Here is a 14,135-nt window from a genome sequence, read left to right as displayed (position 1 = left end):
GTGTCCTTTACCGACATCTTCATTCGCCGGCCGGTGCTTGCGATCGTCGTCAGCCTGATGATCCTGGTGCTGGGTCTGAAGTCGATGACCTCGCTGCCGATCCTGCAATATCCGCGAACCCAGAACGCGATCGTCACCGTGACGACGACGTACTACGGCGCCGATCCGGCGGTCGTTGCCGGGTTCATCACCACGCCGCTGGAAAACGCCATCGCCCAGGCCAATGGCATCGACTACATGACGTCGACCAGCCAGCCCAGCACCTCCACCATCACCGTCAACCTGCGGCTGAACTTCGACTCCGGCAAGGCGCTGACCGAGATCAACACCAAGGTGAACTCGGTGCTCAATCAGCTGCCGAGCGGCGTCCAGCAGCCGGTGCTGACGGTCAAGGTCGGCCAGACCATCGACGCCATGTATCTCGGCTTCAGCAGCGACGTGCTGGCGCCGAACCAGATCACCGACTACCTGATCCGCGTGGTGCAGCCCAAGCTGCAGGCCGTATCCGGCGTGCAGACCGCGGAGCTGCTCGGCAACAAGACCTTCGCGCTGCGCGCCTGGCTCGATCCGATCAAGCTTGCCGCCTACGGGCTGACCGCATCCGACGTATCGACCGCGCTGTCCAGCAACGACTACATCGCCGGGCTCGGCACCACCAAGGGCCAGATGGTGCAGGTCAATTTGACGGCCGCGACCAACCTGAAGTCGTTGCAGGAGTTTCGCGACCTCGTCGTCAAGCAGGCCGGCGCTTCCAACGTCAAGCTGTCCGACGTGGCGAACGTTACGCTGGGCTCCGAGGATTACGACTCGTCGGTCGGCTTCAACGGCAAGCGCGCGGTCTATATCGGCATCCAGGTGGCGCCAAACGCCAACCTTCTCGACGTCATCAAAGGCGTCCGTGCCGTCTATCCCGACATCAAGGCGCAGCAGCCGGAGGGGCTGAACTCCGAGATCATCTACGACTCCACCGATTTCGTGAACAGCTCGATCGACGAGGTGATCCATACCCTGCTCGAAGCGCTTCTGATCGTCACCGTGGTCGTCTTCCTGTTTCTCGGATCGTGGCGTTCGGTGCTGATTCCGGTGATCGCCATACCGCTGTCGCTGGTCGGCACCTTCACGATGCTGCTGGCGCTAGGCTTCTCGATCAACCTCCTGACGCTGCTGGCGCTGGTGCTCGCGATCGGCCTCGTGGTCGACGACGCCATCATCGTCGTCGAGAACGTCAACCGGCATCTGGCCGAGGGTACGAAGCCGTTGCAGGCGGCGATCATGGCCGCGCGCGAGCTTGCGGGTCCGATCGTGGCCATGACCATCGTGCTGATCGCGGTCTACGTGCCGATCGGCTTCCAGGGCGGCTTGACCGGTGCGCTGTTCACCGAGTTCGCCTTCACCCTTGCCGGTGCCGTTGCCGTGTCGGCCGTCATTGCGTTGACGCTGACGCCGATGTGCTGCGCCTTCATCCTGAAGCCGGCGAACACCGGCAAGCCGACGCTCAACGACCGCATCGTCGGCTTCATCGATGCACGCATGGAGACGTTGCAGCATCGATATCGGCGCCTACTTGCCGGCAGCCTGACAACAATTCCGGTCACGGTCGTATTCGCTGCCCTGGTCTTGAGCAGCATCTACTGGCTTTATTCGAACTCAAAGAACGAGTTAGCGCCGGAGGAGGACCAGGGCGCGATCCTGATGCAGTCAACGCTGGCACCGAACGCAACACTTCAGCAGAAGCTGCTGTATTCCGCCGAGGTCTACCGGCGCATTTCCGCCTATGCCGAAACGGCGGGCGTGTTTCAGCTCGATCTCACCGGCAGCTCGATCGCGGGATGGGTCCTGAAACCCTGGGACAAACGCGACAAGACTGCGGCGGAACTGCAGCCGGTGCTTCAGCAGGAGATGGCGGGGGTTGCCGGCGCCAAGATCGTGGCGTTCCAGCTGCCGCCGCTGCCCGGGGCGAGCGGCCTTCCGATCCAGTTCGTGATCCAGACCACGGACCCGTTCGACCGGCTCGACGGCGTCGCGAAAGCGTTCACCGCCGAGGCCCTGAAGAGCGGCAAGTTCATCTTCCTCGACAACGACCTGAAGGTGGACCAGCCGCAAACCACGGTGCTGATCGATCGCGAAAAGACCGCTCAGCTCGGGTTGAAGCTCAGTGACGTCGGCGGTGCGCTCGGCAACATGCTGGGCGGCGGGTATGTCAACTATTTCGGCCTGGACGGCCGCTCCTACAAGGTCATTCCCCAGGTCGAGCAGCGCCAGCGACTGAACGCCGATCAGGTGCTGAACTACTACATCAAGACCTCGGACGGCACGTCTGTTCCGCTGTCGACGGTGGCGTCGCTCAAGACGACCACCGTTCCGCAATCGTTGAACCATTTCCAGCAGGTCAATGCCGCCACCATTTCCGGCGTGGCCATGCCCGGTGTGATCACCGGCGAAGCGCTCGCGACGCTGAAGGAGATCGCGGACCGGACCCTGCCCAAGGGCTACACCATCGACTATGGCGGTCAGTCACGGCAGTTCATCCAGGAATCATCCGGATTCGCCGCCACCTTCGGGTTTGCCCTGATCATCATCTTCCTGGCGCTGTCGGCGCAGTTCGAGAGTTTCCGTGATCCCCTGATCATCCTGGTCTCGGTACCGATGTCGATCGCGGGCGCGCTGATCTTCATCATGCTGGGAATCAAGGGCGCGAGCCTCAATATCTACACCGAGGTCGGCCTCGTGACGCTGATGGGGCTGATCAGCAAGCACGGCATTCTCATCGTCGAGTTCGCCAACGAGCTGCAGCATGCCGGCCGCTCCAAGCGCGATGCGGTCATCGAAGCAACCGCGATCCGGCTGCGCCCGATCCTGATGACGACAGCGGCCATGGTGATCGGCGTGATGCCATTGATCACCGCTACCGGTGCGGGCGCAGCCTCACGCTTCAACATGGGGCTGGTCATCGCCTCGGGACTTTCGATTGGAACGTTGTTCACCCTGTTCGTGGTGCCGGCGTTCTACATTCTGCTTGCGGCCGACCATTCCGCGGCGACGGGCGACGACGCGGTGAAACTCGATGCGGCCGGACTCGGAACGAACGGCGAGCCGCGCGCCGCCCTATGATGAAGCACGGCTCGCCGCACCATGCGCTCCACCTGGGTTCCTTTAGCGCCGGCCACCGCCCATCCCGCCTCCGGGACCACCAAAACCGCCACCACCCGTTCCACCGCCAGGTCCCATGGACCCGCCGGGGCCCATGGGACCAGTGGGCGAGCCAAGACCGCCGGGGCCTGACGGACCGCTCGGTCCTGTCGGTGCAGAGCCGGGCGCCGGACCGGGGCTCGATCCCGGCGCAGGCGCACCGGGGGCGCCGGGCTGGCCGCCGCCCGGAGTCACGGCGCCGCGATCCGGATGCATGATAGAGCCGCCGGGCGACCGGTTGGGATTGCCGGCACCACCCGGCCCCTGCGGCGGCGATCTCGGGAATTGGCCGACAGCCTGTGCGGAGTCGACCTGAAGGCCGCGCGCGCGATCGAACGCGCCGTTGACCACCATGCGGGCTTCGCCGGCCGCGGGCCCGAAACGCGAGCCGTCACGGGCGACGAGCCCGGAGCCGAGCTGGAGGTTTGCGCCCATCCGCTGCACATAGGCCTCGATCGACAGGCGGCTTGCGCCGACGAGATCCGAAAAATCATCGATACGGGTGCGCGCGGCCTGCATCGCGCCCTGGTTTGCGCTGCCTTCGATCTGGACGCGGTGGCCGACGAGCAAGGGATCGACACCGTTCAGCCTCAGCCCGCCGATATGCAGACCATGAGGGCCGCGCTCGACCAGGCCCGTGACGCGCGCAGCCGCATCGCGTCGCGGCTCGACCAGGCTTGCGACGATGACGCCGTCGGTACGGCGCAAGCCGTAGACCGCGACCTGCGCGCCCGCATGGAGCTTGCTCTCCTTGCCGCTGGTGACGATCTTCTGACCGAGCACCGTCAGCTCGTTGCCCTTCACCTGTTCGATCGGACCCGAGACCTCGCTCGCGATCGCGATGCTGCGCGTGACCAGCGTGCCGTCGGCCCGACGGGTCGCGACCACGCGCGCAAGCTGGCCGATGCGCAGCGAATTGGCGCTGGCCGCCTCGCCGTCGATTCGGACCGGAACGTCGCTCGCATAGGTGATGCGCTCGCCATTGACGTAGATACTGCCGAAGCGCTGGATCACGCCGACGATGCCGGTGCCGCCGATGCCGTGATCATCGCCTCGCGTGATCCCGGTGCCGCCGATGCCCTGATCGGTGCCGCGCCTGACCTGCGCGTGGGCAATGGCCGTGCCGGCGAGCCAGAATCCCGTCAGCAGCAGACGGCGGGAGATGAGCGGCGCCCGGCTCATGAAGAACCGCCTTCTTTGCCGCTATCCTTGGCGCTTTCCTTAGCGTTTTCCTTGGCCTCGCCCTCTTCGTCGGCGTCCTCGCAATAGATGTAGATGCCGAAATTCCAGCGGGCGTCGCCGCCCTTGTCCTTGGCGAGCGCGCGGTTGGCTTCGCGGTTGGCGGTCTTCAGCGCGTCCATGGCGAGTTCGCGCGAGCGCGCCTCGAGGCGCCGCGCCAGCTTCGGCGAGATGTTGTTGTAGTGCACTGCGCGTTCGAGGAAGCGCGGCGCGGCGCCTGAGACGTTCTGCGCGGCGGCCGCGATGTGGTCGTGCAGGTTGCGGCCGAGATAGTGCCATTTGCTGTCGTCCTCGCCGCTCGGAACGAAGGCGGCCTCGACCAGCTCGATCTCGTCAGCCTCGTTGATGGTGACGAGCTTGCGGTCGACCCATTCGTCGAGCACCGCACGCGGGCGCACGTCCTTGGTGACGGAGGCGACGAGCTGCTCGAACGACGGCGCATCGCCCTCGGCCGTACGCGGCAGCGCGAGCGGCTCGCCTTTCGCGTCGGTGAACTCCGGCGCGGCGAGCCAGCGCGCGATCACGGCGCTCGTCAGCGACACGGCCGCCGGCGCCTCGTGCACGGGCGTGCCGGCGCCGCGCAGCCGCGCCACCTCCTTGCGGTGAATGCCGGTGAGCAGGCTGACGCGGCTGTCGGTCTGCTCTTTTCCTTCCAGCGCGAAATCGTGCTCGGCGACGTTGACGAAAAGCTCGCGAAGCAATTGCGCCAGCGCCGGAAAGGTCATGCCGCTGCGGATGCACAGCCGCACGAGCGGGCGCAGCAGCCGCGCCAGCGGAGCGTGCAGCTTCCCCGCAGCATTCGGCTGTGGCGCGCTCGACTTGTCAGCCGCCTTGGACCCGGACTTGGCATTCATGTCTGAATTGTACCGATGCATCACGTGGGATACAATCCCACTTTTTTCCACTCTCCAATTGACGTGGTAAATTTTCCCACATATACGAGACGCCACTGAGGGCGCGACGTAAAGGGACTCACACCCATGGCTGACCGCTTGGTCCGCAATTTCATTTCGCTGCGTGCTATGCCGGCCCCCGATCGGGGGCGCGGCGTCATCGAACCGATGCTGCCGGCGCTTCTGCGCGGCGTCATCTTCATCTCGGTGCTGGCCGCACCGTTCGTTGCCGCGCTACTCGCAGGCTGACCGCTGCCATGCATCACATCAGCGAGTCCCCGCGCCGTCCGTCGGTGCTGCACATCTTCAAGATCTACTATCCCGACCTGTTCGGCGGCACGCTCACGGTGATCCGCGACATCTGCGCCAGCCTGAAGGACGCTTTCGCCTCCGCCGTGCTGGTCTGTTCGCAATCGGCCGAGCGGCGCGAGATCGTCGTCAACGACATTCCGGTCGAGCGCGTCCGCTCGTTCGGCAACGTGCTGTCGCTGCCCGCGGCTCCCACCTATCCCTGGCGGCTATGGCGCAAGATCGCCGAGCACGACCTGCTCGCGCTTCACGCCCCCTTCCCGCTCGCCGACCTCGTCTTCGCCTTCGGATTTGGCGCCAAGCGGCCGCTGGTGGTGCATTGGCACGCCGACATCGTCACCCATGCCGGCCTGCGCTGGTTCATCGAACCCCTGATGCGGCGAACGCTGCGTCGCGCCAAGGCGATCATCGTCTCGGACCACGTGCTGGTCGACAACACGCCGCTGCTGCGCGAATTCGAGGACAAATGCCATGTCGTGCCGTTCGGCATCGACATCACGGGTTACGACTGGCCGAAGATCGAGCCGCACCATGTCAATGATCGCGGCCGGCTTGTGCTCGCCTGCGGCCGGCTGGTGCCCTACAAGGGCTTCGACGTGCTGATCCGCGCCGCGGCGGCGCACAATTTCGAGACCTGGATCATCGGTGAAGGTGTCGAACGGCCGCGGCTCGAGCAACTGATCCAGGAGCTCGGCCTCGGTGACCGCGTCCGCCTGCTCGGCTCGGTGGACGATTGCGAACGCATCAAGCTGATGTGCCTGGCCGACGTCTTCGTGATGCCGTCGGTGACCAATGCCGAGACCTTCGGCCTTGTCCAGCTCGAGGCCATGGCCGCCGGCCGGCCGGTCGTGAACACGGCGCTCGACACGGCGGTGCCGCACGTCGCCCGCCACGGCATGGAGGCGATCACCGTTCCGCCCGGCGATGCCGAGAAACTGGGTGAGGCGATCGACACCCTGATCCGCAACCCCGAGCGCCGCCGCAGCATGGGACTTGCGGCGCGCACGCGCGCCCTCACCCGCTATTCGGCCACGGCCTTCAAGCAGCGCATGGAGACTGTCTACCGCGACGCTGTCGCCGCCCCGAGCGAGGAGCGATCGGCAATCTCCGAGCCGCCGCAAGCGACCGGCTGGCTGGACACGGTCCGGATCGCGGCGGCGCTGGCCTGGTCCGACATGCGGCACCGCTACGTCCGCTCGCTGCTCGGCCCGTTCTGGATGTCACTGCAGATGGCGATCGTGGTCGCCGTGCTCGGCTCGGTGATCGGCCAGATGTCGAATGGCAACATGATGACACGCCTGCCGATGCTGGCGCTGTCGATGACGGCCTGGACCTTCCTTAACGGCGTGGTACTCGATGCGACTACGGCGCTCCAGAACTCCGCGAGCCTGATCCGCGACCGCGCGCTGCCGCCCGTCATCTTCCTCCTGCAATGCACCTTCCGCCAGGCGCTGTTCGCACTCCACAACGCCTGTGTTCCGCTGGTGCTGTGGCTCCTCCTCTCGTCCCACGACCTCTCTCACGCGCTGGCGGCACTGCCCGGTCTGATGCTGTTCGTGGCCTGCACCTTCGCCCTGAGCCTCGTTCTCGGCGCCATGGCGACGCGCTATCGCGACCTCAAGCCGATCATCGAATCCACCCTGATGCTCGCCTTTCTCGCTTCGCCCGTGATCTGGTCGTCGGACATGATCAACCACCGCTCGACGGTGATGCGGCTCAATCCGCTGACGCATCTGTTCGCGGTGTGGCGCGAGCCGCTGGCGGGCGGCGCTGTCGATCCGGTCAGCATCGTCTACGTCCTCGTCGCGCTGGCGCTCCTGGTCTTTGCGAGCGTGCTGACGCTGGTCCACCTGCGCAAAGCCGCATTCTGGATCTGACGCATGGTCTCGATCAACCTTCGCAACGTCAGTCTCGACTATCCGCTCTACGGCGCCTACGACTTCTCACTGAAGCGGCGGCTGCTCGGGCACATCATCCGCGAGCCGGGCGAGATGCGGATCATCCGCGCCGTCGACAATGTCACGATCAAGGCCGAAGCAGGCAGCCGCATCGGGCTTGCCGGTCCCAACGGCTCCGGCAAGTCGACGCTCCTGCGACTGATCGCCGGCGTCTATCCGCCGAGCAGCGGCAGCGTCTCGCTCCAGGGCAACGTCGTGCCCCTGCTCGGCCTCAACGCCGGGGTCAACCTGGATTTCGTGGCCGAGGACAACATCGCGCTGCTGCTGCGGATCAGCGGCCGCAAGCCGACCCGCGCCGTGATCGACGATATCTGGGCTTTCACCGAGCTCGAGGCGCGCATGCAGCGGCTGCCGCTGCGGATGTTCTCCTCGGGAATGCTGATGCGGGTGTTGTTTGCGACCGCGACGGCCTTTCCGGCCGACATCCTGCTGCTCGACGAATGGCTCAGCGTGGTCGACGAGCACTTTGCGGAGAAAGCACAGGAGCGGCTGCTGCACATGGTGTCGCAGGCGGCGATCGTAATCATCGCCTCGCACGACCAGCCGCTGCTGCGCCGCACCTGCACCAGCATCATCAACCTCGATCACGGCCGCATCGCCTCGACCGTCACGGTCGAGCCGCCGGCAACGCACTCTTTCGAGCTCCGCGAGAAACGCGCATGAAACAGAACATCCTGGTCGTCTCCGAGTCGCTCGGACAACCAAACCACAAGCGCGGCATCTTCCATTTCACCCGGGAGTTGGTGCGTTCGCTCGCCTCGGAGGGCCACGAACTCACGCTGTTGGTCGAGACCTCGAAGCGCTACCGCAAACTGTGCCGGCGCGAGCGACGCACAAAGCTGTTCGCGGCGCAGGCGCGCAACATCGAGCTGCTGGCGCTTTATCGCTTCCTTGACGAGATCAACGTGAGCGGGCCGGTGACGCTCAGCGGCACGCGCCGCAAATTCGACTGGCTCCGCCAAAGGGGCGGCATGTTGCTGTCGCGGGACAATATGCTCTGCCTCCTGCGCGCGATCGGCCTGCGCAGCCTGAACGCGCGACTGATCGAGAACCGGCCCGCCGCGCTCGAATACATTCCGCCGGATCTGAGCCACCTCGAACTGTTCGGCGACTTTCAGCTCGAGCCCGGATTCTTCAACTATCAGGATTCCTCGGCCTTCTTCCTGCTGCCGCCGCCGCGGATAGATGCGCGCGACTACGACGTGATCGTCGTGGACACCCCGACCCGCGTGACGATCAAGCGCAGGCCGGACGCCAAGGTGATCTGCGTCGTCCACGACCTGTTGCCGCTCACCGATCTCAAGCTCAGCGACATCGCCACGCGGCAGTTCCTGGCGCGAATCCGCACCAGCCTGCGCCAGGCCGACGAGCTCGCCTTCGTTTCGAACTACAGCATGATGCGGTTCAGGGAACTGTTGCCGCAATTTGCGCACCTACCGGCGCGGGTCGTGTATCCCCGCACCCGGTTCGACGCCCCGGATGTCCTGCACCTCCCAGCCCCGTCGGGGCGTCCGGGGCGGCCGAGCTTCGTCGTCATCGTCTCGAACGAGCCGCGCAAGAACGTCGCCGCCGTCATCCGTGCCTTCCGTGGTGTGCCCCAGGCCGATCTCGTCGTGATCGGCTATGCCGGCGAGATCAGCCGGATGCGCAACCTCCCGCCGAACGTCCGCTTCGCCGGCTATGTCGACGAGCACGAGAAGGCCGCCCTGATCGCGGAGGCGCATGGCCTGATCATGCCGAGCCTTGCCGAAGGCTTTGGCGTGCCGATCATCGAGGCGCTGGCCGCGAACACGCCGGTGCTGTGCTCGGATATCGCAGTGTTCCGCGAAGTCGCGGGCGAGCTCGCCGATTATTTCGACCCGTTCTCGACCGACTCGATCGCCGCCTCCGTCACCCGCGTGCTGACGCGGCAGGAGGAGTGGCGCGGCAAGATCCGCGCGAGGCGCCACGAGCTTGCCGAACGCTTTGGCTATGAGACCCAGGCCCGCGATTTCCTCGGGCGCGAGATGCGCACGGAAAGCCTCGTCGCCACACCGCTCGCATCGTACGGATGACGGCCGAATCCGCTGCGTGGTCCGGGCCTGCCGATCGGCAAGGCGGCCAGAAAGGATGGCAGAGCTGGCGCAACTCGGCCGCGCTGCTCCGGGCGGCAGATGTGCTCGTCATCCTGATCGCGGCATCGCTGCCGTGGTCCACAACTGCACCTTCGATCTTCGTCGGGCTGTGGCTGCTGGCGGTCACCCCGACCGTCAACTGGCACGACTATGCGCGCGAGCTCACCCGGCCGCCGTTTGCCCTGCCGTTCGCACTCCTGCTGCTCGCACTCCTCGGCGTGCTGTGGTCGGACGGCGCCTGGCCCGCCCGGCTGCATGCGATCAAGCCGGTCGCAAAGCTCGTGCTGATTCCGCCGCTGCTCTACCATTTCAGCCGGTCCGAGCGCGGCTTCCAGGTTTGCCTTGCTTTTCTCGCCTCCTGCGCGCTGCTGGCGGCATTCTCCTGGGTCGCGCTGCTCAATCCGGCCTGGAAGATCGCCGCGACGGCGTCGGCAGGCGTTCCCGTCAAGAACTACATCGACCAGAGCCAGGAATTCACGCTCTGCGCCTTGGCACTTGCACTGCCCGCGCTCACGTTCTGGCGCAGCGGGCGCGCGATCGCGGCGACCGCCTGCCTCGCATTGATCCTGCTGTTCGCGACCAACATGGTGTTCGTGGCCTCGGCCCGCACGGCGCTGCTCTACATCCCGGTGCTGCTGGCCCTGTTCGCCTGGAAGCATCTGAGCCGGCGGGCAGCGCTGGTCCTGCTCGCGGGCGCGGTCGCCGCGAGCGCGCTCGCCTGGACGACCTCGTCCTATCTGCGCCAGCGCATTACCGACATCGCCGTCGAATATCGCCACGGCCATGAGGACATCAGCCGCGCCTCGACCGCCCAGCGGCTGACCTATTGGCGCAAGTCACTTCATGCCTTTACCGAAGCCCCTCTGATCGGCCATGGCACCGGCGCGATCAAGCGTCAGTTCGAACGCGCCGCCACGGGCGAGAGCAGCCTCGACGCGGAGATCGTCAGCAATCCGCACAACCAGACCCTCAACGTCGCGGTGCAATGGGGCCTCTTGGGCGTCGTCCTGCTCTACGCGATGTGGATCGCGCAGCTTCGCCTGTTCCTGGGCGAAGGGCTTGCCGCCTGGATCGGCCTTGCGGTCGTCGCGCAGAACATCGCGAGCTCGCTATTGAACTCGCATCTGTTCGATTTCCACGAGGGATGGATGTATGTGCTGGGCGTCGGCGTGGCCGGGGGCATGGTCCTAAAGGTTCAGGCCCGCAGCCGGCCGTGACTATGGGCTGCGCTCGTGGCCGACTTCGCCGGTGATGACGTCGCCGAACAGCTCCCAGGCCTGCCCGTTGAAGCGCATCAACTGCATCTGCTCGATCGGGAAATCATCGGGCGAGGTGTTGACCATGATGCCCAGCAGCATCAGGTCGGTGTGGAAATCCTTCAGGTTCGCGGCCTGCTTCATGACGTTCTCGCGGGTGAGATTGTCGCCGCACTGCTTCAGGACCTGCGCCATCGCCTCGGCCTGCACGTAGCCGTAGATGTTGTTGGAGTTGGCCTTGTCGCCATCGGGATAATATTTGTCCATGAATTCGCGCCACTTCACCACCGCCGGGTCCTTGTCCCAGGTCGGATCGGTCGGGTCCTTCAGATAGACGGTCGAGATGATATCCTTGGAATAGTCGAGCCCGGCGGGCTTGAGCACTGAGGCAACCGAGGTCGCGGTGTTGGCCAGGAAGAATTTTGGCTTCCAGCCGAGCTCGCCGACCTTGCGGATCGCCTGCGCCGACCCTTTCGGCGCCGCCCACGAGAAGAAGATATCCGCGCCGGAATCATGCAGCGCGACGATCTGCGAGTCGATCGAGGGATCGCTGACCTCATAGGACTTGTCGGCGATGATCATGCCGGCCTTGTCGCCGAGCCCGTCCTTCAGACCCTTGAACTGGTCCTTGTCGGCGTCGTCGTTCTGCCAGAACACCGCGATCTTGCCGTTCGGAAAGTTATCGCGGATCTATTTGGCGTAGATCCGGCCCTCGCTCTGGTAATTCGGCTGGAAGCCCATCGTCCAGGGAAAGTTCCTGGGATCGCCGAACTTGGTGCCGCCGGACGCGACGAAGAGCTGCGGCACCTTCTTGGCGTTCATATATTTCATGATCGCGGAGTTCGAGGGTGTGCCGAGCGGCTGGAAGATCAACAAAACCTCGTCGCTCTCGACCAGCTTGCGCGCCTGCTCGATCGCCTTCGGCGGCGAATAGGCGTCGTCATAGCTGATGAAGTTGATCTTGCGGCCGTTGATGCCGCCCTGGTCGTTGATCATCCTGAAGAACGCGGCCTCGGTCTTGCCGATCACGCCATAGGAGGACGCCGGCCCGCTATAGGGCATGATGTTGCCGATCTTGATGTCGGTGTCGCTGGCGCCGGGGTCGTATTTCTTCTGCGCCGAGGCCGGTGTCGTGGCCAGCACTCCGGCAGCAAGCATGGCGAGGGCAGCAAGGCTCTTGCGACGACCCGGCATCGTTCTCTCCCCTGTATTTTGTAGTCTTGTTTTGCGGAGAGTGTCGCAAGGTGGCTTGCCGCTGGCAAGCGCCGCGATTTTCCGCGAGGTGAAACGGTAGAGCAGGAACTTACGCGACGCGCTGCAACATCCTTAGAGCGCGCCCGTCGATCACGAGCAACGCGCTGCCAATGACGATGGCGCCCGCGATCTCGCGCATGGAGATCGGCTCGCCCAGCACCAGCCATCCTAGCAGAATGGCGGTGACGGGAATGAGCAGCGTCACCAGCATGACATTGGTCGCGCCCGAGCGGCGCAGGATCTGAAAGAAGACGATGTAGGCGAGCGCCGTCGACAAGCCGGCAAGTCCAAGCACCGCGAGCCAGGTTGTAAGGCCCGGCGCCGGCAGATGCCATGGCTGTTCCATGACGGCGGCGACGACCGCCATCATCACCGTGGACGCCATCAGTTGAAAAGTCGCCGTTCCCAGCGGAGCTGAGTCCTTCAACAACCGCCGCGCCGCCAGCGCCGCAAAGCCATAGCTGCACGCGCCACCGAGGCAGAGCAGAATGCCGAACCCCTGCCCCGGCCGCGTCTCGATGCCCCATCCGCGCAGGATGACCACGCCGACGACGCCCAGAACCACGCCGGCGACCCGCCGCATCTGCAGGGCTTCCTCGCCCGCCATCGCCATGACGGTCACCGTGAACAGCGGCGTGGTGGCATTCAGGATGGAGGCCAGCCCGCTGGGAATGATGGTCTGGCCGATCACGATCAGCGAGAACGGGATGACGTTGTTGAGCAGCCCGATCACGAAGAACGGCTTCCAGCCCAACGTGCCCTTGGGAAAGCTGATGCCTTGAACATGGAGCAGCGGCAAAAGAACGGCCGCACCCAGCGCGACGCGCAGGAACACCAGGGTGAGCGGCGGCAATTCCCGCAAGCCCGCGCCGTTGAAGAAGAACGAGCCGCCCCAGAGGATCGAGAGCACGGCGAGCAGCGACCAGTCTCGCGCATCGATCCGGTTGTCGTTCGGGGGCATGGCGTCTCACATCGGCAGTTGACCTCCGCCTAGTATGGCGCGACGCGCTTTGCCACCCGATTTCCGAGTAGACGCCGCTCAGGAGGATCGGCGTTTGCGTGCATCCCCCGCGATATCGGCAACCACCGCCCCGATCACCAGGGCGCCGCCAATGAGCGCATGCACGGCGGGCACCTCCCGGAAAGCCACCCAGATCCAGAACGGCATCAGCGGCGTTTCCAGCGTCGCGATCAGGGAGGCCTGCCCCGACGGCAGCAGGCGCGAGCCGAGCATGTAGAACGTCAGGCCGAGCGCGACCTGAAGGCAGCCGAACATTGCGAGGATTGCGAGGTTGTTGCCGCCGACGTGGGCGATGTCATGGGCGAACGGGAGGCTGACAAGACTGCCCATGAAATTCGACAATGCTGCCGCCGCCACCATCGATGTCTGGCGATGACGTCGGATCACAACTGTCATGGAGGAGATTGCGAGCACCATGAGGCAACTCAGTGCAAGACCACCGAGATCGGCACCGGCCTGCACGCCGCCGACCGTGATGACGACTCCGGCGAAGGCAATCAGGCTCGCAATCAGCGTGCGCCACGTCGCGGCTTCGCCGAGCCAAAGCCATGCCAGCGCGGCGGCGACGAAGGGCTGGGTTGCGATCAGCACCGCGACGTTCATGACGTTGGTCATCTGAAGAGCGGGAATGAACGAGATCATGCCGAGCGCAGACAGTGACGCGACGAGCAGGCTGCCCCTCCCCGGCACGACCAATTGCCACAGGGCGGCGCGGCCCTGCATCGCGACGAGAAACACGCTGATCAGACTGCCTGCGAACACACCGCGCCAGAACAGAATGGTCCAGGGATCGAACGGCAGCAGCCGGGTGAAGAACGGCGCGGTGCTCCAGGCAATCGCAGCGGCGATGACGAGGGCAATGCCGAGACCGCGTTCTGAACGAGGCTGCCCCATATTGATGC

10 protein-coding genes and 1 pseudogene are annotated in these 14,135 nt (G+C 65.1%); 6 read left to right on the top strand and 5 right to left on the bottom strand.

What is annotated here, in order from left to right:
* Window positions 1–3,111 (top strand): efflux RND transporter permease subunit, encoded by a 3,111-nt coding sequence (locus tag WN73_RS38070; RefSeq protein WP_039185124.1) that lies wholly within the window; start codon window positions 1–3, stop codon window positions 3,109–3,111.
* Between the two features lie 42 nt (window positions 3,112–3,153).
* On the opposite strand, the gene WN73_RS38065 is transcribed toward WN73_RS38070, so the two are convergent.
* Both WN73_RS38065 and WN73_RS38060 read right to left on the bottom strand, forming a co-directional pair.
* Entirely contained in the window at window positions 3,154–4,371 is a 1,218-nt protein-coding gene (locus WN73_RS38065) for a DUF5666 domain-containing protein (RefSeq protein ID WP_271557319.1), read from the bottom strand.
* The gene (locus WN73_RS38060; protein ID WP_271557317.1) at window positions 4,368–5,282 is read right to left on the bottom strand and encodes a DUF6502 family protein; all 915 of its coding nucleotides are present in this window, start codon (window positions 5,280–5,282) and stop codon (window positions 4,368–4,370) included. Before WN73_RS38060 ends, WN73_RS38065 begins: the two co-directional genes overlap by 4 nt.
* 126 nt (window positions 5,283–5,408) lie before the next feature.
* On the opposite strand from WN73_RS38060, the gene WN73_RS38055 reads away from it, so the two are divergent.
* Genes WN73_RS38055 through WN73_RS38035 form a run of 5 tightly spaced genes read left to right on the top strand, consistent with a single transcriptional unit; the run spans window position 5,409 to window position 10,919 of the window.
* Entirely contained in the window at window positions 5,409–5,570 is a 162-nt protein-coding gene (locus WN73_RS38055) for a hypothetical protein (protein WP_165448155.1), read from the top strand.
* Between the two features lie 8 nt (window positions 5,571–5,578).
* Window positions 5,579–7,507 (top strand): glycosyltransferase, encoded by a 1,929-nt coding sequence (locus tag WN73_RS38050; RefSeq protein WP_271557316.1) that lies wholly within the window; start codon window positions 5,579–5,581, stop codon window positions 7,505–7,507.
* Between the two features lie 3 nt (window positions 7,508–7,510).
* On the top strand, window positions 7,511–8,251 hold the full coding sequence (locus WN73_RS38045; RefSeq protein WP_271557314.1) for an ABC transporter ATP-binding protein: 741 nt from the start codon (window positions 7,511–7,513) through the stop codon (window positions 8,249–8,251).
* A complete protein-coding gene (locus tag WN73_RS38040; protein ID WP_271557313.1) occupies window positions 8,248–9,642 on the top strand; it encodes a glycosyltransferase family 4 protein in 1,395 nt (464 codons plus the stop codon). Before WN73_RS38045 ends, WN73_RS38040 begins: the two co-directional genes overlap by 4 nt.
* Window positions 9,639–10,919, top strand: a complete 1,281-nt coding sequence (locus WN73_RS38035) for an O-antigen ligase family protein (RefSeq protein ID WP_271557311.1) — start codon at window positions 9,639–9,641, stop codon at window positions 10,917–10,919. Before WN73_RS38040 ends, WN73_RS38035 begins: the two co-directional genes overlap by 4 nt.
* Here the strand turns inward: WN73_RS38035 and WN73_RS38030 are convergent.
* The 3 genes and pseudogenes from WN73_RS38030 to WN73_RS38020 form a co-directional block, all read right to left on the bottom strand.
* Window positions 10,920–12,152, bottom strand: a pseudogene (locus WN73_RS38030) (ABC transporter substrate-binding protein).
* 109 nt (window positions 12,153–12,261) lie between these two features.
* Window positions 12,262–13,173, bottom strand: a complete 912-nt coding sequence (locus WN73_RS38025) for a DMT family transporter (protein WP_271557309.1) — start codon at window positions 13,171–13,173, stop codon at window positions 12,262–12,264.
* Window positions 13,174–13,251: 78 nt separating this feature from the next.
* Entirely contained in the window at window positions 13,252–14,127 is an 876-nt protein-coding gene (locus tag WN73_RS38020; protein ID WP_271557307.1) for a DMT family transporter, read from the bottom strand.
* Between the last annotated feature and the right edge of the window lie 8 nt (window positions 14,128–14,135).

Source organism: Bradyrhizobium sp. CCBAU 45394 (assembly GCF_028128655.1).
Lineage (GTDB): Bacteria > Pseudomonadota > Alphaproteobacteria > Rhizobiales > Xanthobacteraceae > Bradyrhizobium > Bradyrhizobium diazoefficiens.
The sequence above is the reverse complement of the archived record's forward strand: the minus strand, read 5'-3'. Positions and strand labels throughout refer to the sequence as shown.